Source organism: Atopococcus tabaci DSM 17538, from assembly GCF_000429585.1.
GTDB lineage: Bacteria > Bacillota > Bacilli > Lactobacillales > Carnobacteriaceae_A > Atopococcus > Atopococcus tabaci.
In genome coordinates this window covers 1-23282 of record NZ_AUCD01000022.1, presented here as the reverse complement: position 1 = coordinate 23282, position 23282 = coordinate 1, and the positions used below count along the sequence as shown (strand labels likewise).

The following is a 23282-nucleotide window of genomic DNA, read 5'->3' as shown; positions in this document are numbered from 1 at the left end:
GCCCCGTGGTAGAAAGAGGGATAAGCAATGGCGACTTTTACGAAATACACAAAAAAAGACGGTTCAACTGCATACAAAGTGCAAGGTTATCTGGGAACGGATTCGATGACAGGAAAGCGAGCCCGTATCACAAGACAAGGCTTCAAAACCAAGCGGGAGGCGGAACTTGCCTTTTCCCGATTAAAAGTAGAGTTTTCAGAGGGAAAATATCAACAGCCCACCTACGAAACGTTTGAGGAAATTGCGGAAGTCTGGTTGGAAACTATTTACAAAAACAGCGTAAAAGAAAGTTCTTATGCAAAGGTCCAATCTCTTTTCCGCTTGTATATCCTTCCTGCTTTTGGTCATTTGCGCGTGGAACGGATCCATAAAGCTTACTGTCAGCAAACGGTAGAGAAATGGAGCGAAGAGTACAAAAGTTTCTCTACTATAAAGAATTATGCTTCCCAGGTATTGGATTATGCGGTGTACTTGGATATCATTCATGACAATCCAATGAAGAAAATCTTGATGCCGAAGAAGAAAAAACAAACTGTTCTTGAAGGTGAGACTGAAGAAAAGCTGGAGAACTTTTACACCAAAGATGAACTGCAGCGATTCCTGGAGTCCACTCAAAAGGAGCGGAATCCTTTATGGCCGGTGCTCTTCCGGGTGCTTGCTTTTACGGGATGCAGAAAAGGAGAGGTTTTATCTCTTGAGTGGAGAGATATTGATTTTGAGCAAGGCACTCTCTCCATCAATAAGACATTATCTGTAGGAGAAGATGCGAAGTTAATTATACAGGCACCAAAAACGGAAGCCAGTATCCGTAAAATTTCTTTAGATGACATCACACTTCAAATCTTGAGGGATTGGAAATCTCAGCAAGCAAAAGACTACTTGAAATTAGGTTTCAACACTCTACAGCCTAACCAGCTGGTCTTTCCTAATCAATATAATCGGTACATCCAACCTACTTTGGTGAATTACCGGATGAACCGTGCAATTGAACGAGCGGGATTAAGAGAAGTAACCGTTCATGGTTTGCGGCACACACACTGCAGTCTACTATTTGAATCAGGCAGTGTTTCTTTTGAGGAAGTAAAGGAACGATTAGGCCACTCAGACATTCAAACAACGTTGAACATCTACACGCACGTTACGCAGCAAACCAAAGAAGAGACAGCAAAGAAGTTTGCCAGCTACATGGTTTTAATTTTCAAGAATGTTTCCTGAAACGATATGGGCGTAAAGATAGACGTGGAAAACTAATTCACCTTCTCTACTAAAGAAAAAAGGTTGATATATCAAGGTTTATCAAAGCTTATTGAAACCTTCAGAAGAAAATCATACTTTCTTCAAATTTCCCTTCTATTATTAATTCATACCCACAACAACCAATTAATACCGTTTCTACACTCCTCCAAGTGTTGAAACCACTCCTTTTTGCCACCCATTTCTTCAATGGGTGGTTTTTTTATTGTTTTTTCTAACCCCCTTTCTTTTTCCTCTTCTTTTTTGCTACACTGGAAAAGCACTGAAAGGATGATCTACTATGCAAACGACAAAACGGGTTGCCGTGATAGGCGGAGGCGTGATTGGAGCCTCTACGGCTTTTTACTTGAGCCAGGCGCCATCCACCGAGGTGACACTTTTTGATGAAGGCACCGGGCAAGCGACGTCCGCAGCGGCTGGAATCATTTCTCCTTGGCTGTCGAGAAGACGAAACAAAAGATGGTACCGTCTGGTCAAAACAGGGGCTGCTTTTTACCCGACATTTATCAAAGATATCGGTCAAGACCCGTCGAATTCGGCCATTTATCAAAAAACCGGGACATTGTTATTCAAATCCAAACCAGAGTACTTAGATGAATTGATGGAGATTGGACTGAAGCGCCGAGAAGATGCACCCGAGATCGGCGAACTGCACATCCTTTCCCCTGACGAAATCCGCCAATATATCCCTATTTATGAAGGGCAGGCATCGGCGTTGTACGCTTCCGGAGGCGCACGCGTAGATGGAGGAAAATTGGTGGACCACTTGCAAAACACTTTAGAAGAACGGGGCGTTTCCATCCACCGGACGCAGGCAGGCATTCAAAAAGGGGCTTCCGGTCGGTACGCAGTCTCTGATGCCGCCGGCACCCAAGAATTTGATGCTGTCGTGTTGGCGGTCGGAGCTTGGCTGCCGCAATTGCTGAAGCCGTTTGGATACGACGTGGACGTGCGTCCGCAAAAAGGGCAGCTCGCCCAACTGACTCTTCCGATTTCAGAAACCGCCGACTGGCCGGTCGTGATGCCGGAAGGTGAAAAAGACATTATTCCGTTTGCGGATGGAAAAGTTGTCATCGGAGCCACTCACGAAAACGACATGGGGTACGACTTGTCCATAGATGAAACTTTGCTTCGCCCCATGATCGAAGAAGCAGCCGAAGGGTTTTCGTCTCTGTTCAAAGAGGCAAGCCACATTGCCTATCGTTCGGGAACAAGGGCATACACGTCTGATTACTCTCCTTTCTTTGGCGAGATACCGGGAAACCCCGGGTTGTATACTGCGAGTGGAATGGGTTCAACCGGTATGACAGCCGGTCCGCTTGTCGGGAAGATACTGGCGCAGTTGATCCTTGGAGAAGCAGCTGATTTGCCGTTGGAAGACTATCCGGTCGACCGATACGTGACACCTTTGGACACACTTCAATAGAATGACCAACGACATTATGACGAACATTTTTCTGTTTTTTGCACAAAAAGAAACGACTTTCGTTTAAAAAAGTTCATATGATTACGTTTTCAGTTGGATATTCTTTATAGAATCTTCACAAAATTAGTTTATAATAGGGAAATAAATGTGTGTAAAAAAACTAGCTTCTTTGAAGCTAGTTTTGTTTTACGTTTGAACCCCACATGCTATTCCGAATCACATCAGGAGGTTTTTATTCTCATGAAAGAAATCATACAATTTCAAAAAGTAAATAAGTACTATGGTGATTTTCATGCCCTAAAAGACATCAACCTGTCTTTCAACAAAGGAGAAGTGACGGTTGTCATCGGGCCTTCCGGTTCCGGTAAAAGTACCATGTTGCGTTGCATCAACGGTTTGGAAAGCATCGACGACGGAAAATTAATCGTCAACGGGACCGACTTGCATGCGAAAGCAACCAACTTGTCGCAAATCCGTAAACGCGTCGGAATGGTCTTCCAACACTTCAACCTCTATCCGCACATGACGGTATTGGAGAACGTGACGCTGGCTCCAATCAAAGTTTTGAAACAAGACCCGGAAGAAGCGCGCAAAACAGCAGAACAACTTTTGGACAAAGTCAATTTGTTGGACAAAAAAGATTCTTACCCTACCCGCCTTTCCGGAGGGCAGAAACAACGTATCGCGATTGCCCGCGGTTTGGCTATGAACCCAGAAGTTTTGTTGTTTGACGAACCAACCAGTGCGTTGGACCCTGAAACCATCGATGACGTACTGGACGTCATGAAAAAATTAGCCCGCGAAGGCATGACCATGATTGTGGTCACTCACGAGATGGGCTTTGCCCGTGAAGTTGGCGATCGGATTGTGTTCATGGCAGACGGACAAGTGGTCGAAGACCGCGAAGCTGTCGACTTCTATGAGAACCCGCGCGACCCGCGTGCAAAACAATTCCTGGGCAAAATCATCAGCCACGTTTAATTTTTTCCAGTCAGATATAAAGGAGGACGCTGTATGAAAAAATCAATTCGACTATTAGGACTCTTCCTTACCGCTTTCGTGTTGGTCGTACTCAGCGGATGTACAGCTGGTGCGGTGGCCAACCAGAATATTGTAGAACGTGTGGAAGAGACAGAAAACCCCACCCTCATTTGGGGTGTAAAAGCCGATACGAACCTCTTTGGACTATACAACATTGCAGAAGGCGAAATTCAAGGGTTTGACGTGGACATCGCGAAAGCTCTGACAGAAGAGATGACAGGCGATGCATCAAACGCAGAATTTGTTGAAGTGACATCCAAAACCCGTATTCCATTGTTGAAAAACGGAAACATCGATGCCATCATCGCAACGATGACGGTGAACGAAGAACGGAAAAAACAAGTCAACTTCTCCGATGTGTATTTTGCTGCCGGCCAGTCACTCTTGGTTCCGGAAGACAGTGACCTCAACGGCGTAGAAGATTTGACCAGCGAACACACGGTGTTGGCGGTCAAAGGATCCACTTCCGCTCAAAACATCCGTGAGCACAGTCCGGAAGCAGAAGTATTGGAATTTGAAAACTACTCTGAAGCGTTCACCGCTCTTCAGTCCGGCCAAGGTGACGCTGTGACTACCGACAATGCGATTTTGTTGGGAATCATCGCCCAAAACCCAGGCTACCGTTTGGCGGGTGACCCGTTCACGTATGAACCATATGCGATTGCCATCAACAAAGGACAAGAACCATTCCGTGACGAAGTAAACGAAGCGCTCGATGCCATCATTGAGAACGGCACGTATGCAGAACTTTACCACAAATGGTTCCCTGAAGAAGAAATCCCAGATTTGGGCTGATTCTTTCGAAAGATTTATTCAACACTTCTGAATCTCATTCAGAGGCGTTAAGAAAGAGGTGCAAAACATGCTTGAATTGCTATCGAGTTACGGCGGTATGCTGACTCAAGGGTTCCTCAACACCCTCCTGGCCAGCGTCATCGCCTTATTTTTCAGTACGGTTATCGGCACATTGATTGGTATCTTGCGGGTGTCTCAAAACAAATTTTTGAACCAGTTCGCCAATGCATATGTTCAATTATTCTTGAATATTCCGTTGTTGATCATTGTGTTGTTCTTCTATACCGCGGTCCCAATGTATGTGGTGCAGATTGGCGGCTTTACAGCCGGAATCATCGGTTTGACCATCTACACTTCAGCATTCATCGCTGAAACAGTACGGGCCGGTATCCAAAGCGTGCCGGCCGGTCAGATGGAAGCCGGGTTGTCCACTGGGTTCACTTACTGGGAAACCATGCGGTACATTGTGCTTCCGCAGGCTCTTAGAATCGTGATTCCGCCTTTGGGAAACCAGTTCATCAACTTGGTTAAAAACTCCTCCATTCTGGCGATGGTGGCAGGTATGGACTTGATGTACTACGGAGACTTGATCGCCAGTGAAACATTCAACACATTTGACACATACATTCTTGTGGCGTTGTTCTATCTCGTTATCACCTTGCCGTTGACTTACTTGATGCAGCGGTTGGAACGGCGCAACGCAGCGCACAGTTAGGGGGTTTTTATATTGGACTTTGCAGGAGCTTATTCATGGATCAACATCCGATTTCTGCTGGAAGGTTTGTGGGTCACATTGGAAGTTGCCTTCCTCTCCATCATCTTCAGTTTTATCATCGGAGGGGTGTTAGGTTTGATCCGCTTCTTGGATATTCCGGTGCTTTCTAAAGCAGCTGGAGCGGTCGTGGACTTAGTGCGAAACTTGCCATTGCTGCTGATCATTTTCTTCACATATTTTGCTCTTCCGCAAATCGGGATTCGCCTGTCAATCTTTTGGGCGGCCGTAGCGGCAATGACCATCTTTGAATCCGCCATGCTTTCAGAAATCATCCGAAGCGGTTTGACGTCCATCCCCCGCGGCCAAATAGAAGCCGGTGTTTCCACTGGATTGACGTACGGACAAACAATGTGGTATATAGTGATTCCGCAAGCATTGCGTGCCATGGTGCCGCCGATTGTGAGCCAATTTGTGGCATTGATTAAGGATACGTCCTTAGCCGTGATCATCACGCTTCCGGAACTCACTCGCAACGCACGGATCGTCTACGGACAGAACACCAATTACGTGATTCCAACCTTTCTTATGATTGCCTTCATGTATTGGGTCGTGTGTTATCTACTCACCAAGTTTTCCAAACGATTGGAAGCAACGTACAACTAATAAAAAGACTGCCGTTGCCGGCAGTCTTTTTTGTGTTATTTTGTATAATCTTCATATTCACCCGTGACGGGGTTCATTTTTTTCAATGTTCCGGTTTCCATGTTGTACTCGAAAATTCCAAGCATATTGGAGATTTCCACATCTTCCACGGCATGCGGCTGACGGATTTCCACTTGGTAAGTCTGTTCATCGGTTTTCACCAAGAAGAACTGACGCCCTTCCGGTTCCAATCCGAGTTGACGGATCACCGACTCAAGCACAGCTTGTTGTTCCTGCTGCAACAGCTCTTCTTCGGACAACACCGATTCGGCTTCTGACGTATCTTCAGTTGCAGAAGCCTGGATTTTTTCTGCCTCGGCTTGCTCCTTTTCATCGAGCCAAGCGCCAATCTCTTCATCCGAAACGGATTGAATGTCTTCTCCGGTTGCTTTGTTGAATTCTTCCGCCGCCAACACCGACTGGCGTTCCGTCGCGTATGCTGTTTCTTCTGGAACGGTCTCCATTTCTTCACGCGCTTTTTCGGCTTGTGCCGCCTTGATTTCTTCCTGTAAATCCAATGCTTCTGTTTCGATGGCCTCGTACTGGGATAAATCATTCTCCAGCAGCAAGGTCAGCGTTCCACCGGCTGCATCCAACAACCCCGCTTCGTACTCTTCTCTTCCCTGCGCGAGCATGTTTTCGTATGTTGCTTCCACATCTGTTTCTTCCACTGGTTGAGAAGCGGTATCGACTTGTTCGGCGCTGCTTTGGGAGGTGTCCACTTGAGCGGTGTTCACTGTTTCGGCCGTGTCTTCTCCAGCTTCTTGCGTCTGTGTTCCGCAGGCTGTCAGTACCAGTGTGCTGGCCAGCAACAGAGCGGATGTTTTCCAATTTTTCATATGTATTGAGTCCTTTCCTCTAAATCCTTTTATACAAAATAAACTCAGCCGCTTCAATAGCAGCTGAGTTTATTTTAACGCTCTTTTCGGTTAAATGCCATGGTATTCTGCGTAGATGTCCCGTTTGTTTTGTTCCCTCAGTTTCGCCACTTCTTTGATGGCGTCTTTACTGGAGAGGTTTTTCTCGTTCATCAACTGTTCCACATGTTCTTTCACGGACAATGCAGACCAATCGTTGGCTTCCACCTGTTCTTCCGGATTGTCATTTCCTTCCACTATGATGCAAAATTCACCCCGGATTTCATTGTCTTTGCTCCAGGCCACCGCTTCTTCCAATGTGCCGCGCAAAAACTCTTCAAACCGCTTGGTCACTTCACGAGCCAAAACAATTTTCCGCTCTGGACCGAACGCTTTGCGCATCGCTTGCAGCACAGTTTTCAACCGGTGTGGGGATTCATATAAGATGAATGTTTCACGTCGGCGGTTCAGCTCTTCTAGTTCGGCTGCCTGTTCTTTTTTCTTACGTGGCAGGAACCCGTAGAAATAAAACGGCTGCGGGTCCAATCCCGAAGCAATCAAGGCGGTCAGACCGGCATTGGGTCCGGGAAGAGGCACAACTGAAATGCCGTGTTCGATTGCCGCCAAGGTCAATTCATAGCCGGGGTCGCTGATGGACGGCATCCCGGCATCGCTGACCTGGGCAATCGTTTCGCCGTCCAACAATTTTTGAATCAGTTGTTCCGCCCGTTCGTTCCGGTTGTGTTCGTGGAAACTGATTTGCGGCGTGTGAATATCAAAATGATTCAACAGTTTTTGCGTGTTGCGTGTATCTTCCGCCGCAATCAAGTCGGCTTCTTTCAACATCCGGACGGCACGGAAGGTCATGTCTTCCAAATTCCCGATCGGTGTCGGGACCAGGTACAATTTCCCGGTTTCTGTTTCACTGAAGCTTCGCTGGCTCTTCATCCACAATCTCCTCCTCAATCATGCACTGAACGATTCGCTCTGCATCTTTACGGAACGGCAGACTGACACCCCGCTCTTTCAAGAAACGGTCTTTGTTTTTGCGTGTCAATCGTTTGAACGCCGCTTCCGCTTTGGTTGCTTCGCTGCGGGTGGCGTATTCCTCCGCATACAGCATCTTCACCGGACGTCTTCTTGCCGGACGCGTGTATTTGGCGCCGGTTCCGCTGTTGTGTTCTTCGGTTCGTCTGTCCAAATCGGTGGTGTACCCGCCGTAAAGCGTCCCATCGTTGCAGAACAGCACATAAAAATAACTACTCTTCGCCATAGATCAACCGTCTCACTTCCGGCAGGTAGTTGTTTTCCTCATCATACACAAACAACGGCGGCAATACTTTAAATCCGGTTTCTTTCCCGTCTTTGATGCCTTCAATCAACAACACATTAGCTTCGCGGTCCCGTTTTGGGTACACGAGTTGGATTTTTTTCGGAGCCAGACGGTTGCGCCGCATGGCATCCAAAATTTCCAGCAGCCGGTCCGGACGGTGGACAAAGTACGCTTTGCCGTTCATCTTCAACAGCCCGCTCGTCATCTGCATCACTTCTTCCAAATTGGTGTGCAGTTCATGGCGTGCAATCGCCAAATGCTGGTTGGGGTTTTTGAAACTTTTTTCCGTCGCCGGGAAATAAGGCGGGTTGCACGTCACCACGTCCACCGTATCCTTTGGAATCCATTGGTATGTGTCTGCCAAGTCGCCTTGGATCATGTGAATCTGCCCTTCCAGCTGATTCATCCGAACGCTGCGCTCGGCCATATCCGCCAGGCGTTCCTGCAATTCGATACCGGTGATGGGACTCTCTGTTTTTTGGCTGAGGATCAGCGGAACAACGCCGTTTCCGGAACACAGGTCCACGATTTTAGCACGGTTGTGTCTCGGGACCGCCGCAAATTCCCCCAGCAGAATCGCATCCAAGGAAAAGGAAAACACCGACGGGCTTTGGATGATGTCCAATCCGTAGCGCATCAGTTGATCGATGCGTTCATCTTCTTTCAATAACTCTTTCACGTTTCTGCTCCTTCAATCTAAACTTCTTTCTCTTTATCATATCACTAATTGAGGCGCCATAAAATCCTCTCTTTCACTCAGGCCACATCCTTTTGTCGGCAAACAAAAAACTGGACCTTCAAAGAAGATCCAGCCCACCTATTATTCTACAATGTTCAAATAAACTTTGGATGTGATGCGATAAATTACCCAGTATACGAATGCAAAAGCCAATACAACACCCACCGTGCAGGCAATCAACAGACCTTTACTGGTGATGCCGAACAAGACCAGCATCTTTTGAATGATTGGAAAAGCAAAGGCTGTGTGCAAGGCAGCGGTCAAAATCGGCATGCTGAACATCCACACAATTTGAGAACGCGTTGCCTGACGGGTGGTTTCTTTGTCCAACCCGACTTTTTGCATGATCTGTACCCGCTCGCGGTCGTCGTACCCTTCTGACACTTGCTTGAAGTAAGTGATCAGCATTGCGCCGATGGTGAACAAGCCGCCTAAGAAAATCCCTAAGAACAAAAATCCGCCGTTGATGCTGTACCATACCTGACGGCTGGCGTCCCGGGATTCGTACTCGATGCCGATTTCCATTCCATGATTATCCGAAAGGTCTTCGATCATATCCGCATAGGCGATTGTTTCGCCTTCTGTAGCATCGCTCGCCCAGAACAGCTCCGCTTTCCAGTAAGGATTGATGGTTTCGGACTGTTGTTGGTAATGAGCCACGATTTCATCAATGGTTTGAGAATCAGGTGCGATGAGAATGAGTGTGTCCACCAGATAAACGTTGGCGTCCATGAAATACGGCATTTCTTCTAACTCCGTCACGTCAAAGGTGTTCCCGCCGATGGTCAAGGAATCCGGTTCATAGTCTATTCCCGCAGCACGGACCAGCAGTTCATTTTCCTTCAAACTCAGTGATTCCCCAGCAGCTTGGTTGTAGTCCTCCAATGGAATCAACAACGTCATCAGCGGCATTTCCCCGCCGTATCCCATCTCACGCAACTTAAACTGACTACCTTCCAGATTTCCCACCAACGAAACATAGCGGTATCCCGTTTGGTTTTTCATTTGAATCCCGGCATCGGCCGTCCGATCAGAGATTTTTCCGTACAGTTCGCCGGCGTTCGCTTTCAATTCTTCTCCAGTCATCTCATCCGGCGCGAACAAGGTCACGTTGTTTTCTTCTGGAAAGCGGTTCTCCAGTGTTTCTTCCGTTCCCACAAACAATGTGACTGTGGTGGAAACCGCAATAATCACCATCACGGACAAGATGCTGATGTTGGCCAGCCCCACGGCGTGTTGTTTCATCCGGTACAACATACCGGAAACCGAGATGAACGGGCCCGGCTGGTAGTAGAAGCGCTTGTTTTTCTTCAATGCCTTCAATACGATCACAGAACCGGCTGTGAACAAGAGATACGTTCCAATCACCACCAACAGCACGGCGGTGAAAAATTGGGTGATGGCGCTGATCGGGTCTTCAATGGTCAACGACATCGCGTACCCGGCTCCAAGCGATACCAATCCAATCAACATGAGAATCGGAGAACTTTTCGGTTCTTTTTCTCCTTCTCTTGCCCCTTTCAACAGGCGGATGGGATTGGCAAAGGTGATTTGGGCAATATTATAGATCATCGTCAAAAAGAAAATTCCCGCAAACAGCACAGCAGTCATTCCGGCCGATCCCCAAGACAAGGAATACTCCATCGCGACAGGCAGCTGCAACAAATAATTCAAAAACAAAAAGCTCAGTTGGCCGAACAAAATTCCGATAGAGACTCCGGCCAACAGACTGAATCCACCGACAAGAACTGTTTCCATTCCCAATACCCGGGCCACGTGTTTCTTTTCCAAGCCTAAGATGCTGTAGAGACCCAGTTCTTTTTTCCGACGTTTCATCAAAAAGCTGTTGGCATAAAAAATGAAAACCAATGAGAACAAGGCGATGACAAATACCCCCATCCCAAAAAGCTGGGGCAAGGTGCTCGACCGTTCCCGGACAAAGTCATTTGTCAAAAGGGAGGCCATCACCATGAACATCGCCACCGCAATCACGGAAGACGCGATGTACGGATAATACAGCTGGCGGTTGGATTGGATATTGCGCCACGCCATTTTAGAGAAAAAATTACTTTTCATCCTGCTCACCCCGTCCGGAGCTCACCAAAAGGGATTGGGTGATTTTTTCCATGAATTGATTGGGTGTCTGATCGCCGCGGTAGATTTCGTGGTACACCCGGCCGTCGCGGATAAAGAGCACCCGGCCGGAGTAGCTGGCCGCCCGTGTACTGTGGGTGACCATTACAATCGTTTGTCCGGCACGGTGAACAGCGGAAAAAATCTCCAATAAATTTTGTGAAGATTTGGAATCCAAGGCACCGGTCGGTTCATCCGCCAAGATGATTTTCGGCTGGGTAATCAATGCCCGCGCGACCGCCGCCCGTTGTTTTTGCCCGCCCGATACTTCGTAAGGGTATTTGTTCAACAATCCGTCAATGCCCAAACTTTTTGCCAACGGCCCTACGCGTTTTTCCATTTCTTCAATCGGCGTCCGCGCCAGAACCAACGGCAGGAGGATGTTGTCTTTCAATGTAAAGTTATCCAATAAGTTGAAATCTTGAAACACAAACCCCAATTGCTCACGCCGGAAGCGGGAGACGGCTTTGTCTTTGATGGCTGAAAGCGGCTGGCCATCCAGGCGTACTTCTCCTTCCGTCGGGGTGTCCAAGGTGGAAAGGATGTTCAACAAGGTGGTTTTTCCGGATCCGGATTCCCCCATCACCGCCACAAACTCCCCTTTTTCCACTGAAAAATCCACGTTGCTGAGAGCTTCGGTTCCTTTTGTTCCTAAACGAGACGTGTATACTTTCTTCACTTGATTGACTTCTAATAGAGCCATGTTCGCTCACTCCTTTTCTTTGATTTAAGAATACCGCACTCATCAAAAGCGAGCATTTATCCAATCTTACAAAACACGAAAGGAACCTTACAAAATTGTAAGGTTCCGCTTTAATCAAAAATCGTCAGTTCCGGCCGTTTGAAAATCAAGAACGCTTTGGTGCCTTTTCCCACTTCCGACTCAATCTTCAATTGATGCCCTAAGCGCTGGCATATTTTTCTGGAAAGGAACAGCCCCAAACCGGTCGTTTTTTCGTGCAGCCGGCCGCTGAGTTCGGTGTAGCCTTTTTCAAATATCTTCGGCAGCTCTTCTTGGCGGATTCCGCTGCCGGTGTCTTCCACCACCAAGGTATGCTCGCTTTCTGCATAAATCCGGATTTTCCCCGTTTTTGTGTACTTCAAGCTGTTGGAAAGGATTTGTGGTCAAGACGCCCGGTTGTTTGTACTTAATTTTTTCAAACTATGGTAAACTGAAAAAAAGAGCTCAGGAGGAGTGCCCATGATTCAAGCTTATGAAATGTTGCAATTGAAACTCGAACGATTGATGGAAAAACGGACCACAGCCGCCATCCGGTTGGAAGAAAACGAAGCCCGGCGCCAAATCGCACGCGCGCGTCTGGAAAAAGAAACGGCAGATGTGGAGAAGCTGGCTTCTCAATCGCTTTCTACTTTTGTCCGGAGCTTGCTGGGCACATATGAAAAAAAATTAGACAAAGAGAAAAAGGATCAAGTTGCCGCCAAAATCGAATTGGATACTGCAGAAGCGTTGTATCTGGAAGCTTTTGAAGCTCTGTCTTCCCTCGATGCGGAAATTGATGCGGTTCAACAGGAACTCGCTTCTCTGCGGGAAAAGTTGAAAGAAGCGGATCCGGCGTTTCGGGAAAAAGTTTCCCAAGAACAACAAAATCGGATTGAGTGGCAGCAAGAGGTTGACGAGTTGAACGAAGCGCTGCGGGCAGGCGAACACGTTCTGGAGGGGATTGATGCCGCTTTGGAAGAACTGGATTCAGCCGGTTCTTTGGCGACATGGGACATGTTCACCGACAGCAGTTTTCTTTTAGATATGATGAAATACAACCGAATCGACCAGGCGGAAGAAGAAATCACGTTTTTGGAACGCACATTGGACAAGTACCGCAAAGAATTGAAAGACGTAGATTTACACGCGGCATTGGACTACGAAGAGCTGGACCATATGCGGCGGACTTTTGATGTCTTTTTCGACAATATTTTCTCAGATTGGAACACGCGGGACACCATTCACCGCAACATTTCGATGTTGGAAGAAATGGGAGACGACGTGGAAGACATTCAAGAACGGTTGTTGGAACGAAAACGTGAGTTAGAAGAAAACATTCGTGTGTCTGAAAACCGGTTTCAGTGAAGTGGGGCACTTTTTTGAGGTCCGCTCCATTCAAAGAGAGCTGCTTTGCGTGGAGCAGCCTTCTTTTTTCCGTTCCACTCCACGCATTACGTGGTTTATGCGTGAAGTGGACGTCTTTCGAGCGCCTCACTTCATTCAAAAAATCACTAAAAAAGACCAGGTGTCAGGGTACTATCCCTTGCCTGGTCTTTTCGTTTCATCTGAAACTTTCAAGATGATTTTTCCTGTGTTCTCGTTGTCTTCCATTTGCCGGTGTGCTTCCTGCAAGTTGTCAAACGGCACTACGGAATGGATGATCGGTTTCAGCCGGCCGTCTTCAAACAACGGTATGGCTTTTTCGGCAAATTCCTGTGTCAGCTCCGCTTTATAGGTGTCGCTTCTGGGCGTCAGCAACGTTCCTTTCAGCGATAAGCGTTTCTGCATCAACTGAATTAGAGAAACTTCGTCCACGGTCGTGCCGCCTAATGTTCCAATCAACACCCAGCGGGCATCGATGGCCGCGCTCTTCATGTTTTTCTCCCAGTAAGAAGCGCCGACAAAGTCCAAGATTACGTCCACACCACGTCCGTCCGTGGCTTCCAACACCCGTTCTTCAAACTGTTCTTCTTTGTAGTTGATGGCCACATCGGCACCCAATTTTTTCGTGGTCCGGAGCTTTTCGGCTTTTCCGGCAGTGGTGAAAATGTAGGCATCGCTCAATTGGCGGGCCAACTGAATCGCCGCCGTTCCCACCCCGCTTCCGCCGGCATGGATCAATACCGATTCCTTTTCTTTCAACTCTCCCAGCCAGTACAACGTCTGATACACAGTCAAGAACACTTCTGAAATACCGGCCGCTTCTTCAAACGAAATGGCGTCCGGCAACACCATGGCCCGGTCTGCCGGCATCGTGACGTATTCCGCATATCCTCCACGGTTCACCAATCCTGTGACCCGCGTCCCGGGTTTTAGTTCCGGATGGGACGCAGCGGCTTCTTTGACCACTCCGCTGACTTCCACCCCTAAAATCGGATACGGCTTGGATAACCCTTTGTTTTCTCGGGTCAATATGTCCGTCCGGTTGATGCCGGCTGCTTTCACTTCAATCAGGATTTCATTTTCCCCGGGCGTGGGAACCGGGCGCTCTTCCTGCACCAGTTGGTCTCTTCCACCCGGCTGTTTGACTGTCCATGCTTTCAACGAAAAATCCCCTTTCTGGAACAAGTTTTATGCGTAATCCGCGGAATAGCGGTATTCGTACATCGCCTCCGGATAGCGTTCCACGAACGCAATGGATTCCGCATTGTTTTGAAGGATGACCTCTTCTTCTTTATTATCCGAGTATTTCACTAAAAAAGCAAAACTGGCTGTGGTGCGCTGCTCGCTTAAAAAGTTTTCCACTTCCAACGGCATCATTAATTTTCCTGGCTGCATCATTTTCTTTCCCCCTATGGTCTCTTTCCATTCACTATAGCACTGCACTCTTTGTTTTTTCCAGAAGGAGGGCTTCTAAAGAGCATAGGCAAAAACTTTCTCCGCTGCGGGAAGGTTTGCTATGATGAGTTTGATTGAAGAAAGGTGGGACGACAATGGGCGTGGTGACTACCATTGGCATCGATACGATTGAACAGTTGCATGAGTTTTTGTCTCCTGTAGGCGAATACAAAGACTTTTTCACCCAACACGAACGCTATTTGTTCCGCGGGGAAGGTTCGGTTCATTATCCGCTCAATCCGTCTCTGTTCCGGGGAAAAACCGTCCAAACATTGTACCGCTCGCTGCGCAAACCGCCGATTGACGAGGCATACTTTCAATATGAAGAGACGTACCAATGGGTTGAGCTGCAGAGCTTGATCAAGTTTTTCCGTTTGGCAAACAATGCGGGCATTTCCGTGCCGCATTCCGAAGTGTTGCAGAGCAGTGTCCTGCATCTGCATGATACGTATGCTCCCCAGGACGAAGCCTGGCTGCCGGCGGAGTTGTTGGATCTGTTCAGCCTGGCGCGTCACTATTCCTTTCCCACGCGGATGATTGACTGGAGCGACAACATCTATACCGCCCTTTATTTTGCTTGTTCCAGTGCGCTGAACAACGACAAAGACTGGTCGGAAGACGGGTTGATTGTCTATGCGTTGAATCTTTCGAATGTCAGAGAGACGAATTTTCCCATCCGCTTCGTCCGGCCGCTGCATTCGTTTAACGAAAACTCCAAAGCCCAAGGCGGGGTGCTGAGTTACATCGAAACGGAGAACCTGTTGAAAGAAAAAAACATTTCCGAAGAACTGGCCCCATTGGAAAAGCTGGCACCGAAACGCATTGCACACAAGCCACTGGATCAGCACTTGACGGAACACTTCAGCGAAAAAGAAACCACACAAAAAGAACTTCTCCACAAGATTGTCATCAACGGAGAAGTGATTCCCAAACTGTATCTTTATTTGGATTCGCTCCATTATTCGGCGGAAAAAATTTATCCCGACCTGTATGGTGTGGTCCGGAAGATGCTTCAGGACGAAGCCAACTGGGCGAAAAAAGAAGAAAAGGAAATTTAAAACAAAATAAGCAAAACTGAACGATGCTTGTTCAGCTTTGCTTATTTTCGCTCTCCGTAGATGACCTCCAAGCAAAAAGCGCATGGTTCGTCTTCCACTCGCCTTGAGCCATAAAACAGATTACATACATGGAATCCTTCTTCGTAAATTTTCTCCAAGTTCAACCGTGAACGCGTCATTTCCGGACCCACTGTTTCTTTTTCATCTTGTTGTTGCTTTTCCATTTCTGACAAACGGTCACGAAGATGTTGGTTTTCCATCAAAAGAGCTGTATTGTCTTTCATTAAGTTCTCAAATTCTTTTTTCAGCTGACGAATTGTTTCGAGCGACGTTTCCATATCTTTTTCTAATTGCGTGAAATTGTCATACAAAGAGGCTTTTTTTTGTTGTTCTTCAGCTGCCATTCGCTCTCTCTCCAATATTCTTCTAATAAAGTCATGATACCACTAATTTGAGCGAACTTCCACCGTCTCCCTCCCACTTTCCTTTTTTCCTGTTGGAGGAAGCCCGGAGAAAAAGGATTCTCTGAAATAAGAACTATTTTGTGTCCATCAATTTCAACACAATCTGTTCAAAGACGCCTTGTGCCGCTACATAACTGTCCAACATTTTTCGCGATTCCAGCAAGACCGTCAGCGTGTGAACAATCTGCCTGCCCGAAAAAGAGTTGGAGGCTGCTTCCAGTTCCGCCTGTCGTTGAGGGAACGCCAAGTCTTCTTTGCGGTTGTAATGGTAGTTCAGCAAATCTCTGTAACACGTCAACAGGAGTTCCAATGCCAATTCCTGTTGCGGGCGTTCTTTGAATACCGGCATCAAGTCGGTTTGTATGAACACGAACGCTTGCGGGTCTTTCCGGTCCAACAATGCACGGAAACGCAAAATGGTGTCCACGGCTGATTGAAACCACTCGTCTTCGCTCCATTCCACCGCTTTTTCCATGTCCTGGGTGAGGTGCACCAACAGTGCGGCTTTGGAAGAGGAGACGCCTTTTTCTTCCAACTCTTTCCGTCTCTGGTCTTTAGGAAACGGGCTGAAATGCACTTCCTGGCAGCGCGACAAAATGGTCGGCAGCAGCCGGTTTTTGGCTGTTGTCAGGAGAAACGCTGTCACGTCGCCTTCCGGTTCTTCCAAAAACTTCAACAAACTGTTGGCGGCTCCGGCCGTCATTTTTTCTGCGTCTTCGATGATGAACACTTTGCGGTTGCTTTCGACACCGCTTTTGGAAAATTCGGCCTTCAATTCCCGCACTTGGTCTACTTTGATGGAGTTTCCATCAGGAGCCACTTCCACCACATCGGGATGTTGGTGCGTGTTGATCCGTACGCAGTTCGCACATTCCCCACAAGGGAACCCGCCTGCCTGCCGCTGCTCGCAAAACAAAGAAGAGGCCACCCATAACGCCATCATTTTTTTACCGGTCCCCGCCGCGCCCTCAAAGACGTAGGCGTGCCCGAGTTGCTGCTTTTCAATTGTACGCGCGAACAAGTCGCTGATTTCACGTTGTTGGTTTACTCCGGCCACCATCGTTGTGCCTCCTCTCTTGTTTGTTGCTTTTTATAATTGATGAAATTGTTCCACATCCATGACAAATACCGTCGCACCGCCGACTTCGATGTTGAGCGGATACGTCAAATCCGATTCCATCGTGAAGTCGTAGGAAGGCGGCGTCATGATGGTTTGGTTTCTGGTTGAGCAGTTTTCACGAATGATTTCAATGACGCGGTTCACACGGCGGTCTTCCGTTCCGATTAAAAACGTGGTGTTTCCCGAACGTAAAAATCCTCCGGTGGAAGACAAACGGGTCGCACGGACGCCATTTTCCACAAATTCGTCCGCCAAACGACGGCTGTCCTGGTTTTGTACGATGCATACGATTAATTTCATCTCTCTCATCCTTCCTTGCTGGCATAGTGTTGTGCGATAAATTGCTCTAGTTGGCGCCAGGTGTCTTCCACAACATCCGCCAATGATTGGTTGGCATCAATGCGTGTGATGCGCTCCGGGTATTTTTCCAGCAGCGTCAGATACCCTTCTCGTACCTGCCGGTGAAATGCCAATGTTTCTTGATCCAGACGGTCGTATTGACGGTTTCCCTGGTTTTGTTTAATGCGCTCCAATCCAACCTCTGATTCCACATCCAAGTACAAGGTGACATCCGGCTTCAGTCCTTCTGTCGCAAAGCGGTTCATCTCTGCCACTTCCTCCACCCCGATGCCGCGTCCGATTCCTTGGTATACCAAGGAACTGTCCACAAACCGGTCACAGAGGACAATTTCCCCGCCTTCCAGCGCCGGCAAAATGGTTTCTGTGATGTGTTGGCGGCGGCTCGCTGCATACAGCAACGCTTCTGTCCGCGCATCCATCTCTGTGTGTTCCGGATTCAAAATGACTTGTCGAATCGTTTCCGCGATACGGCTTCCGCCCGGTTCCCGGGTCGCCACCACAGATTGCCCCAGAGCCCGTTCCAGTCTGGGAACGATTTGTTGGATCACACTTGTTTTCCCCGATCCGTCTGGCCCTTCAAATGTTATAAATAAGCCGTTCACTTTATGTACCTCTTTTCTCATCAGTAAGTTCTCTCTTGTCCTCATTATACTTTAGCGGGCAGTCCATTTCCACCGGAGAAAAGTGAGAGGCTGCGTCAAACAATCGTTACAAATTACGAACAAATTGTTCAGCCGCCACAACCCAATATTGCTTTATAGACGTTTTATCGGTAAAATAAAAACCATCGTTTGAAACAAAGGAGAATTCAACTAATGGAAAAAGAACAACAAAAAAGCCAGAACATTGGCGATTGGCTTTTGCGGGTTGTCAAAGGAATGATGATTGGATCAGGTGCCATCCTTCCGGGTGTCAGCGGAGGCGCACTCGCGGCAGTATTTGGATTGTACGAACCGATTATCACCTTCTTATCAAATATGACGCATAACTTTATGAAACATGTCTTCTACTTCCTGCCGGTCGGGGTCGGCGCCCTTCTCGGAGTCTTCGTGCTGGCGTATCCACTGGATTACGGCTTGCAGCACTACCCGGTATTGGTGTTATGGGCCTTCATCGGTGCCATCGTCGGGACCCTTCCGTCCCTTTACCGTGAAGCCGGGAAAAACGGACGCAAAACCGGACACATCGTGTTGGCTGTGGTCACCGCGATTTTGATGTTCCTCTTCTTGATTTGGGCAGACGCCAACTTCAATGTCCAAGTGGAACAAAACTTCTTTACCTGGTTGATGGCCGGAGGAATCTTTGCTTCCGGGTTTGTCGTTCCGGGATTGAGTCCTTCCAACTTCTTGATTTACATGAATTTGTACCAGCCATTGACGGAAGGCATCCGCCAGCTTAATTTCGGCATTTTGATTCCAGTCGGTATCGGCGCCGTGCTCTGTGTGCTGCTGTTTTCGAAAGCAGTGCGCCGTTTGATGGACGTGGCATACGCAACCATCTTCCACATCATTCTTGGAGTGGTTGTCGCATCCACCGTCATCATCGCGCCGCCGGCAGAACTCTACAACGGATTGGGTTTCCTTGATTATGCCCTCGTCGCCTTGCTGTTCTTGGCCGGATTGGCGATCGGTCTTTGGATGGGCCGTTTGGAAGACACGTATAAAACCGACATCGACTAATCGAACAAATTGACTCAAATAAAAAGCGCACGGTATGTGGACAACCATCCATATACCGTGCGCTTTTTTCTTATATCCGGCCTTTCAGGTTGCGGATACGGGCTTCTTTGAAGAGGTAAAAATATTTCTTTTCGGCCACTTTGAAACGGGCGTTCGTTTCCGCATCGGCATCCAAGGTGATGTCTTCCAGACGCTTGGCCTGCTCCCACTGGTCGCGCTTCCGTTCCATCAGTGCCAATAATTTCTTGTCGTACTGTTGTTTCAAAGTCGGTTTTCTTCTAAATAACATAGCGGCTCCTTACACTTCTCTGCGGCCTTCCACTGCTTTCAGGAGCGTGACTTCATCCGCGTATTCGATGTCGCTGCCCACTGAGAGTCCGTGCGCCAAGCGGGTGACTTTGATGCCGGACGGCTTGATCAACCGGGACAGGTACATCGCGGTCGCTTCTCCTTCCGCGGTGGCGTTTGTCGCCAGGATGACCTCTTGGGCTTCATCACTTTGAAGGCGTTTGATCAAGCTGGGAATGTTGATGTCTTCCGGGCCTGTCCCTTCAACCGGAGACAAGACGCCGTGAAGAACGTGGTACAGCCCCTTGTATTCCTGCACTTTTTCCAATGCAATGAGGTCTTTCGGCTGTTCCACCACCAAGATGACGCTGCGGTCCCGGTTCGGGTCCCGGCAGATATCACAAGGATTGTTCTCCGTGATGTTCCCGCAATTGGAACAATGCGTCAAATCGCGTTTCACGCTGATCAATGATTTGGCAAAATCCGTCACATCTTCTTCGCGCATGTTCACCGTATAAAAAGCCAATCGGGAAGCCGTTTTTTCACCGATGCCGGGCAGCTTCATGTAACTGTCCATCAATTTTGAAATAGGTTCCGGATAATGCATACAAATCCCTTTCTTTCTATCAGAAAGGCGGGTCTATGCCCGCCTTTTGTTCGTTCTGTTTCTTTTGTGAAGTCCTTACATTCCTGGAAGGCCTTTGGTGTATTTGCCCAATTTGCTTTCCGTTGCCGCATCGACTTTGTCCAATGCGTCGTTCACGGCCAGCAACACCAAGTCTTCGATCATTTCCACGTCATCCGGGTCAACGATTTCTTCTTTGATGGAGATCTTTTGCAATTTCTTGTCTCCAGTGAACGTGGCCGTCACCAAATCGTTATTGGCTGTTCCTGTAAATTCTGTGGCGTTCAACTCTTCTTGAGCCTGCGCCATTTCTTTTTGCATCTTCTGCATTTTTTTCATCATGCCTTGCATGTTTCCCATTCCGCCTCGCATAAGGGCACTTCCTTCCATATTATTAATCATTTTTTAGTCATCTTGTACGACAACCACTTCTTCTCCAAACAATTGCAGGGCTTCCGTCACCACTTTATCTTCTTTCGGCGGTGCCGGTTCAACCGGTTGTTCCGCTTGGGACTGTCCGTTTCCTTCCATTTCAGGTTGGCCGTCCTGGCTTTGAGATGCAGAACCCTTCATTCTCATCTGATCGATGAATTCCTGTCGGATGGCTGTCCATTGTTCCTGCGGCACACACACCAATTGGGCGCGGTGACCGGTGAAGCGTTCCAAGTGATTGCCGATGTTTTCAATCAAGTCCTGATCATCGGTTGCCTTTTGACACAAAATGTCGTATTCAAACGAGACAATCAAACCGGTCGGGCTCGCTGCCACCGGTTTGGATGCTTTCATGACCGCGCGCTGGGTCACCGTCAACACGTCCATCAAATCCGGCCAGACATCCCGCAACTGCGCCAAGTCTTTCTTGGTCGCCTGTTCCAACACCTTGTGAATCGCCGGTTTGTTGGGTTTGAATTCGATGCCTGTGCTCCGCCGGACTTGCGCCCGTTTCGGCTTGGCAGCGGCCGGAGCGGCTGCACCGTTTTGCTGGAGCTGCTGGATCATGGCTTTCATTTCCGCCAGTTCATTTTGCAGACGGTTCACTTCGTTTCCATCTGCAGGAGCCGCTTGCGGAGTGACTGGAGCCACCGCCGCATTTGCAGAAGCCTGCGGAGCGGCCTGCGTCAAGCGCACCGTCGCCACTTCCAAGTACACTTCCGCGTGGTTGGAAAGGCGTAGTTCCCGCTGTGTTTCATTGAACACCCGGATAACTTCGTACAATAAAGCCGAATCGATCGACTGACTTAACTGCTTGAACGGTTCATCCGCTTTTGCCCGCTGCAGCAATTGGTCGCTGCCCGGTGCTTTTTGGTACACCAACAAGTCCCGGCTGAACAAAATGACGTCTTCCGTGAACCGTCCGGCGTCTTTTCCTTCCGCCAGCATGCTCTGCAAAAGGGCCAACCCTTGCTCCGTGTCTTTTTGTTGGACGGCTTCAAAATACCCCAACAGCAACTGCTGGGTCAAACTTCCCGTGATGCGGACCGCATCGTCCACGGTGATCTGCTCATCCGCGAAAGAAATCGTCTGGTCCAAAATACTCAGCGCATCCCGCATCCCGCCTTCAGCCGCACGGGCGATGATGGTCAGGGCTTCCTCGTCGTAGGCCACGTTTTCTTCATCCAGGATGAACGTCATCCGGTCAATCATTTCCTGTGTGGGAATCCGTTTGAAGTCAAACCGCTGGGTGCGGGAAATGATGGTCAATGGTATCTTGTGCGGTTCTGTCGTCGCTAGGATAAAGACGACGTTCTTCGGCGGTTCTTCCAACGTCTTCAAGAGCGCGTTAAACGCACCGGTCGACAGCATATGAACCTCGTCGATAATGTACACTTTGTAGTCCGCACTGGTCGGAGCGTAGTTGGCTTTCTCTCGGATATCGCGGATTTCTTCCACGCCGTTGTTGCTGGCCGCGTCGATTTCGATGACGTCGTTCAACTGACCCGTAGTGATGGCCTGGCAAATCTCACATTCGTTACACGGTTCGCCGTCCCGGCCGTTTGGACAGTTGATTGCTTTAGCAAAAATTTTGGCAGCACTGGTCTTCCCGGTTCCTCTGGGTCCAGTGAAGAGATAGGCATGACTCATTTTTTGCTGTGCCAACGCGTTGCGCAACGTCTGCGTGATGGCAGTCTGGCCCGCGACATCTTCAAACCGCTGCGGCCGCCATACCCGGTATAATGCTTGATAACTCATTCTCTTCCTCCTCCCCGTTCCGTTTCATCTCACTTCTACCTATTATAATGCAACTGGGACGAAAAGAAAACCGGACGAGGGAAGTCTGTTTGTGTCAATTTTTTCTCAACACCTGAAACACGACAAGAGCTAAAAATTAAGCCGCTCATCCAGCCTTAGAGGAGGAGCGGCTTAAACTTTTCTCTTATTGTGAAAGTGTGGAGAATTCAGTGCAGCAGGCATTCGCTGCTTTGAAAACCTCTTATTTGTGTATAAAAGCTTTGATTTCTTCTTCTGGCATGGATGAATCGCACTTCATCTTGACTGTGTCTCCGTCAGTAAAGAGAAGGCCGGGAACCGTTGAAATGCCGTATTCGCCACGAAAATCCATCACGCCTTCCATATCGATTACGTCTTCGCTGTTGACATAATAGATTTGGGTATCTGTATCTTCAGCAGCTGTTCTTAATTTTCCAACGAATTTTTGGCAATACGGACAAGTGGCCCTGCCAACATAGATGACGGCTTCCCCTTCTCCTTTTACCAATTCGTGCGCTTTCGCAGAATCGATTTTCTCAAAACCGGCTACATTTTCTTTATAGTTAGTCATCATTCAGTCTCCTTTCTTAATTATCATTATTATATAACATGTAGTGTTTTTAGAATATTATTGGGCTCCTGCTCCTCTAATCCTGCTCAACATTTATGGCTCCTCCAAAGTTTCAGTTTTTTCAACTATCTTTTCTATTCATTTCTTTCAACATAACGGCTAAATGCAAACTGCCCCACTAACCCTATCACAAATAAGGAAAGTATCGTAAAAGCAAATGAAGGTTTTATTGACAATGCGAGCAAGATAAACGCATAATAAATCAGTCAAGTCCATAATCCTGTGTAAAATACTATACAATGTTTTACTGGTCTCTCATTGATCAAACTTAATATATTTTCTTGTAGAACTAAGC

At 48.1% G+C, this 23282-nt stretch carries 27 protein-coding genes; 9 read left to right on the top strand and 18 right to left on the bottom strand.

Annotation, left to right across the window (positions count from 1 at the left end):
- Nucleotides 1–27 precede the first annotated feature (27 nt).
- The 6 genes from G470_RS0105090 (at nt 28) to G470_RS0105065 (ending at nt 5894) form a co-directional block, all read left to right on the top strand.
- Nucleotides 28–1215 (top strand): site-specific integrase, encoded by a 1188-nt coding sequence (locus tag G470_RS0105090; RefSeq protein WP_028273895.1) that lies wholly within the window; start codon nt 28–30, stop codon nt 1213–1215.
- Nucleotides 1216–1534: 319 nt separating this feature from the next.
- Nucleotides 1535–2680 carry an NAD(P)/FAD-dependent oxidoreductase gene (locus tag G470_RS0105085; protein ID WP_028273894.1) on the top strand — a complete coding sequence of 382 codons (1146 nt, stop codon included), beginning with the start codon at nt 1535–1537 and terminating at the stop codon, nt 2678–2680.
- A 240-nt stretch (nt 2681–2920) separates the two neighbouring features.
- Entirely contained in the window at nt 2921–3661 is a 741-nt protein-coding gene (locus tag G470_RS0105080) for an amino acid ABC transporter ATP-binding protein (protein WP_205617889.1), read from the top strand.
- Nucleotides 3662–3694: 33 nt separating this feature from the next.
- The gene (locus G470_RS0105075; RefSeq protein ID WP_028273892.1) at nt 3695–4516 is read left to right on the top strand and encodes a transporter substrate-binding domain-containing protein; all 822 of its coding nucleotides are present in this window, start codon (nt 3695–3697) and stop codon (nt 4514–4516) included.
- Between the two features lie 67 nt (nt 4517–4583).
- Nucleotides 4584–5231, top strand: a complete 648-nt coding sequence (locus G470_RS0105070; RefSeq protein ID WP_028273891.1) for an amino acid ABC transporter permease — start codon at nt 4584–4586, stop codon at nt 5229–5231.
- A 12-nt stretch (nt 5232–5243) separates the two neighbouring features.
- A complete protein-coding gene (locus tag G470_RS0105065; RefSeq protein WP_028273890.1) occupies nt 5244–5894 on the top strand; it encodes an amino acid ABC transporter permease in 651 nt (216 codons plus the stop codon).
- A 35-nt stretch (nt 5895–5929) separates the two neighbouring features.
- Here the strand turns inward: G470_RS0105065 and G470_RS0105060 are convergent, their stop codons facing one another.
- The 7 genes from G470_RS0105060 to G470_RS0105030 all read right to left on the bottom strand — a co-directional run bounded on the left by G470_RS0105060 (nt 5930) and on the right by G470_RS0105030 (nt 12114).
- Nucleotides 5930–6772, bottom strand: coding sequence for a hypothetical protein (locus G470_RS0105060; protein ID WP_035445127.1), 843 nt, complete (start codon nt 6770–6772; stop codon nt 5930–5932).
- A gap of 90 nt (nt 6773–6862) precedes the next feature.
- Nucleotides 6863–7738, bottom strand: coding sequence for a 16S rRNA (cytidine(1402)-2'-O)-methyltransferase (gene rsmI, locus G470_RS0105055; RefSeq protein ID WP_028273888.1), 876 nt, complete (start codon nt 7736–7738; stop codon nt 6863–6865).
- Nucleotides 7713–8063: a GIY-YIG nuclease family protein gene (locus G470_RS12760; RefSeq protein WP_084172089.1), complete on the bottom strand. Its 351-nt coding sequence runs from the start codon at nt 8061–8063 to the stop codon at nt 7713–7715. The genes rsmI and G470_RS12760 overlap by 26 nt, the downstream gene beginning before the upstream one ends.
- Nucleotides 8050–8802: a tRNA1(Val) (adenine(37)-N6)-methyltransferase gene (locus G470_RS0105045; RefSeq protein ID WP_028273887.1), complete on the bottom strand. Its 753-nt coding sequence runs from the start codon at nt 8800–8802 to the stop codon at nt 8050–8052. Before G470_RS0105045 ends, G470_RS12760 begins: the two co-directional genes overlap by 14 nt.
- Nucleotides 8803–8943: 141 nt before the next feature.
- Nucleotides 8944–10938 carry an ABC transporter permease gene (locus G470_RS0105040; protein ID WP_028273886.1) on the bottom strand — a complete coding sequence of 665 codons (1995 nt, stop codon included), beginning with the start codon at nt 10936–10938 and terminating at the stop codon, nt 8944–8946.
- Entirely contained in the window at nt 10928–11698 is a 771-nt protein-coding gene (locus G470_RS0105035; protein WP_028273885.1) for an ABC transporter ATP-binding protein, read from the bottom strand. The genes G470_RS0105040 and G470_RS0105035 overlap by 11 nt, the downstream gene beginning before the upstream one ends.
- Nucleotides 11699–11808: 110 nt before the next feature.
- Nucleotides 11809–12114, bottom strand: coding sequence for an ATP-binding protein (locus G470_RS0105030; RefSeq protein WP_084172088.1), 306 nt, complete (start codon nt 12112–12114; stop codon nt 11809–11811).
- An 82-nt stretch (nt 12115–12196) separates the two neighbouring features.
- Between G470_RS0105030 and G470_RS0105025 the strand changes: the two genes are divergently transcribed.
- Complete coding sequence (locus G470_RS0105025; RefSeq protein WP_035445125.1) at nt 12197–13081, top strand: hypothetical protein; 885 nt, start codon at nt 12197–12199, stop codon at nt 13079–13081.
- Nucleotides 13082–13252: 171 nt separating this feature from the next.
- Here G470_RS0105025 and G470_RS0105020 read toward each other — a convergent pair whose 3' ends face one another.
- Nucleotides 13253–14260, bottom strand: a complete 1008-nt coding sequence (locus G470_RS0105020) for an NAD(P)H-quinone oxidoreductase (protein WP_028273882.1) — start codon at nt 14258–14260, stop codon at nt 13253–13255.
- Between the two features lie 27 nt (nt 14261–14287).
- Nucleotides 14288–14497, bottom strand: a complete 210-nt coding sequence (locus tag G470_RS0105015) for a hypothetical protein (RefSeq protein ID WP_028273881.1) — start codon at nt 14495–14497, stop codon at nt 14288–14290.
- A gap of 152 nt (nt 14498–14649) precedes the next feature.
- On the opposite strand from G470_RS0105015, the gene G470_RS0105010 reads away from it, so the two are divergent.
- Complete coding sequence (locus G470_RS0105010; RefSeq protein ID WP_028273880.1) at nt 14650–15612, top strand: FRG domain-containing protein; 963 nt, start codon at nt 14650–14652, stop codon at nt 15610–15612.
- A 41-nt stretch (nt 15613–15653) separates the two neighbouring features.
- Here G470_RS0105010 and G470_RS0105005 read toward each other — a convergent pair whose 3' ends face one another.
- From G470_RS0105005 to tmk, 4 genes are all read right to left on the bottom strand, one after another.
- A complete protein-coding gene (locus G470_RS0105005) occupies nt 15654–16016 on the bottom strand; it encodes an initiation-control protein YabA (RefSeq protein ID WP_028273879.1) in 363 nt (120 codons plus the stop codon).
- Nucleotides 16017–16149: 133 nt separating this feature from the next.
- Entirely contained in the window at nt 16150–17136 is a 987-nt protein-coding gene (gene holB, locus G470_RS0105000) for a DNA polymerase III subunit delta' (protein WP_028273878.1), read from the bottom strand.
- Between the two features lie 30 nt (nt 17137–17166).
- The gene (locus tag G470_RS0104995) at nt 17167–17496 is read right to left on the bottom strand and encodes a cyclic-di-AMP receptor (RefSeq protein ID WP_028273877.1); all 330 of its coding nucleotides are present in this window, start codon (nt 17494–17496) and stop codon (nt 17167–17169) included.
- A gap of 5 nt (nt 17497–17501) precedes the next feature.
- The gene (gene tmk / locus G470_RS0104990; RefSeq protein ID WP_028273876.1) at nt 17502–18158 is read right to left on the bottom strand and encodes a dTMP kinase; all 657 of its coding nucleotides are present in this window, start codon (nt 18156–18158) and stop codon (nt 17502–17504) included.
- 213 nt (nt 18159–18371) lie between these two features.
- Here tmk and G470_RS0104985 point away from each other — a divergent pair, with 213 nt between their 5' ends.
- Nucleotides 18372–19235 (top strand): DUF368 domain-containing protein, encoded by an 864-nt coding sequence (locus G470_RS0104985; protein ID WP_028273875.1) that lies wholly within the window; start codon nt 18372–18374, stop codon nt 19233–19235.
- A gap of 70 nt (nt 19236–19305) precedes the next feature.
- Here G470_RS0104985 and G470_RS0104980 read toward each other — a convergent pair whose 3' ends face one another.
- From G470_RS0104980 to G470_RS0104960, 5 genes are all read right to left on the bottom strand, one after another.
- On the bottom strand, nt 19306–19524 hold the full coding sequence (locus G470_RS0104980; protein WP_028273874.1) for a YaaL family protein: 219 nt from the start codon (nt 19522–19524) through the stop codon (nt 19306–19308).
- Nucleotides 19525–19533: 9 nt separating this feature from the next.
- On the bottom strand, nt 19534–20130 hold the full coding sequence (recR, locus tag G470_RS0104975) for a recombination mediator RecR (protein WP_028273873.1): 597 nt from the start codon (nt 20128–20130) through the stop codon (nt 19534–19536).
- Nucleotides 20131–20205: 75 nt separating this feature from the next.
- The gene (locus G470_RS0104970; RefSeq protein ID WP_028273872.1) at nt 20206–20520 is read right to left on the bottom strand and encodes a YbaB/EbfC family nucleoid-associated protein; all 315 of its coding nucleotides are present in this window, start codon (nt 20518–20520) and stop codon (nt 20206–20208) included.
- 33 nt (nt 20521–20553) lie between these two features.
- Nucleotides 20554–22338 carry a DNA polymerase III subunit gamma/tau gene (dnaX, locus tag G470_RS0104965; protein WP_028273871.1) on the bottom strand — a complete coding sequence of 595 codons (1785 nt, stop codon included), beginning with the start codon at nt 22336–22338 and terminating at the stop codon, nt 20554–20556.
- 241 nt (nt 22339–22579) lie between these two features.
- Nucleotides 22580–22927: a DUF6568 family protein gene (locus G470_RS0104960; RefSeq protein ID WP_028273870.1), complete on the bottom strand. Its 348-nt coding sequence runs from the start codon at nt 22925–22927 to the stop codon at nt 22580–22582.
- Between the last annotated feature and the right edge of the window lie 355 nt (nt 22928–23282).

Coding starts and splice junctions, on each gene's coding strand:
- G470_RS0105090 (WP_028273895.1), top strand. CDS start 28: ATGGCGACTTTTACGAAATACACAAAAAAAGACGGTTCAACTGCATAC.
- G470_RS0105085 (WP_028273894.1), top strand. CDS start 1,535: ATGCAAACGACAAAACGGGTTGCCGTGATAGGCGGAGGCGTGATTGGA.
- G470_RS0105080 (WP_205617889.1), top strand. CDS start 2,921: ATGAAAGAAATCATACAATTTCAAAAAGTAAATAAGTACTATGGTGAT.
- G470_RS0105075 (WP_028273892.1), top strand. CDS start 3,695: ATGAAAAAATCAATTCGACTATTAGGACTCTTCCTTACCGCTTTCGTG.
- G470_RS0105070 (WP_028273891.1), top strand. CDS start 4,584: ATGCTTGAATTGCTATCGAGTTACGGCGGTATGCTGACTCAAGGGTTC.
- G470_RS0105060 (WP_035445127.1), bottom strand. CDS start 6,772: ATGAAAAATTGGAAAACATCCGCTCTGTTGCTGGCCAGCACACTGGTA.
- rsmI (WP_028273888.1), bottom strand. CDS start 7,738: ATGAAGAGCCAGCGAAGCTTCAGTGAAACAGAAACCGGGAAATTGTAC.
- G470_RS12760 (WP_084172089.1), bottom strand. CDS start 8,063: ATGGCGAAGAGTAGTTATTTTTATGTGCTGTTCTGCAACGATGGGACG.
- G470_RS0105040 (WP_028273886.1), bottom strand. CDS start 10,938: ATGAAAAGTAATTTTTTCTCTAAAATGGCGTGGCGCAATATCCAATCC.
- G470_RS0105035 (WP_028273885.1), bottom strand. CDS start 11,698: ATGGCTCTATTAGAAGTCAATCAAGTGAAGAAAGTATACACGTCTCGT.
- G470_RS0105025 (WP_035445125.1), top strand. CDS start 12,197: ATGATTCAAGCTTATGAAATGTTGCAATTGAAACTCGAACGATTGATG.
- G470_RS0105015 (WP_028273881.1), bottom strand. CDS start 14,497: ATGATGCAGCCAGGAAAATTAATGATGCCGTTGGAAGTGGAAAACTTT.
- G470_RS0105010 (WP_028273880.1), top strand. CDS start 14,650: ATGGGCGTGGTGACTACCATTGGCATCGATACGATTGAACAGTTGCAT.
- G470_RS0105005 (WP_028273879.1), bottom strand. CDS start 16,016: ATGGCAGCTGAAGAACAACAAAAAAAAGCCTCTTTGTATGACAATTTC.
- holB (WP_028273878.1), bottom strand. CDS start 17,136: ATGGTGGCCGGAGTAAACCAACAACGTGAAATCAGCGACTTGTTCGCG.
- G470_RS0104995 (WP_028273877.1), bottom strand. CDS start 17,496: ATGAAATTAATCGTATGCATCGTACAAAACCAGGACAGCCGTCGTTTG.
- G470_RS0104985 (WP_028273875.1), top strand. CDS start 18,372: ATGGAAAAAGAACAACAAAAAAGCCAGAACATTGGCGATTGGCTTTTG.
- G470_RS0104980 (WP_028273874.1), bottom strand. CDS start 19,524: ATGTTATTTAGAAGAAAACCGACTTTGAAACAACAGTACGACAAGAAA.
- recR (WP_028273873.1), bottom strand. CDS start 20,130: ATGCATTATCCGGAACCTATTTCAAAATTGATGGACAGTTACATGAAG.
- G470_RS0104970 (WP_028273872.1), bottom strand. CDS start 20,520: ATGCGAGGCGGAATGGGAAACATGCAAGGCATGATGAAAAAAATGCAG.
- dnaX (WP_028273871.1), bottom strand. CDS start 22,338: ATGAGTTATCAAGCATTATACCGGGTATGGCGGCCGCAGCGGTTTGAA.
- G470_RS0104960 (WP_028273870.1), bottom strand. CDS start 22,927: ATGACTAACTATAAAGAAAATGTAGCCGGTTTTGAGAAAATCGATTCT.